We start from the raw sequence: 1473 nt of genomic DNA on the forward strand, positions 1-1473 counted from the left end.
GCTCGCCACCGGTGACTTCTTTAATACCGGTAGTAACGGTCTGATCACCTTTGTACACATCATCTGGAGCCACAACCGAGACAGTCCCGCTCGACTGGTTCACACCGATGGTGATGACCTGGTTGTTGTCCAGAGTCACAGTCACAGGGTTGGTGATGTTAGTTACTGGCGCACCGTTTTTATCCACAAGGGTGGCGGTGTAAACGATCTCGCCGCCTTCACCCGCGGTTTTGGTGGCGGTCAGCACTACATCGACCTTGTCGATGGTGTCGTTGATCTGCGTTGTCGCGCCGTTGCCGGCAACCACTAGCTTCTCGAAGTTGCCGCCGTCAGTCCCGGTGATCTGGACAGTCTGGGTGCTCTTATCAACGAACACGTCATCGCCAGGGGCATCAACGGTGACGGTACCGACGGTTTCGCCGGCCTTGATGGTGATGGTTTGCTTGTTGTCCAGCGTCAGGGTGACGTCGGTATCCGCTTTATTAGAAAGCGTAGCGGTGTAGGTGATTTTCCCACCTTCACTCACTTCCGACGGAGCCGTCAGCGTCACTGTCGTGGTGTTATCGGTACCTGGGGTATCAGTAACAGTCGTGGTGACCTTGTCAGTCCCAGGAACCAGGTTTTCAAAGTGCTCGCCGCCGGTGACTTCTTTAATACCGGTCGTGACGGTTTGATCTCCTTTGTAAACGTCGTCTGGAGCCACAACCGAGACAGTACCGCTCGACTGGTTCACACCGATGGTGATGACCTGGTTGTTATCCAGAGTCACTGTCACAGGGCTGGTGATGTTAGTTACTGGCGCACCGTTTTTATCCACAAGGGTGGCGGTGTAAACGATCTCGCCGCCTTCGCCCACAGTTTTAGTGGCGGTCAGGACCACATCGACCTTGTCGATGGTGTCGTTGATCTGCGTCGTTGCGCCGTTGCCTGCAACCACGAGCTTCTCGAAGTTGCCGCCGTCGGTGCCGGTGATCTGGACGGTCTGGGTGCTCTTGTCGACGAACACGTCGTCGCCTGGAGCATCAACGGTGACGGTACCAACAGTTTCGCCGGCCTTGATGGTGATGGTTTGCTTGTTATCGAGGGTCAAGGTGACGTCAGTGTCAGCCTTGTTGCTCAAGGTGGCGGTGTAGGTGATGGTGCCGCCTTCGTTGACGGCGCTTGGCGCGGTCAGGGTGACGGTGGTGGTGTTATCGGTACCTGGGGTATCAGTGACAGTCGTGGTGACTTTGTCAGTACCTGGAACCAGGTTCTCAAAGTGCTCGCCGCCGGTGACTTCTTTAATACCGGTCGTGACGGTTTGATCACCTTTGTAAACGTCGTCTGGAGCCACAACCGAGACAGTACCGCTCGACTGGTTCACACCGATGGTGATGACCTGGTTGTTATCCAGAGTCACTGTCACAGGGCTGGTGATGTTGGTCACCGGCGCGCCGTTCTTATCCACCAAGGTAGCGGTGTAGACGATCTCGC

General features: G+C 55.9%; 1 protein-coding gene. It reads right to left on the reverse strand.

Annotation, left to right across the window (positions count from 1 at the left end; all coding sequences use genetic code 11):
• A partial coding sequence (locus tag PSFL_RS16435) for an immunoglobulin-like domain-containing protein (protein ID WP_397470277.1) occupies positions 1 to 1473 on the reverse strand: 1473 nt, incomplete at both ends.

The sequence above is a fragment of the Pseudomonas sp. DD1 genome, from assembly GCF_044510355.1.
Lineage (GTDB): Bacteria > Pseudomonadota > Gammaproteobacteria > Pseudomonadales > Pseudomonadaceae > Aquipseudomonas > Aquipseudomonas shahriarae.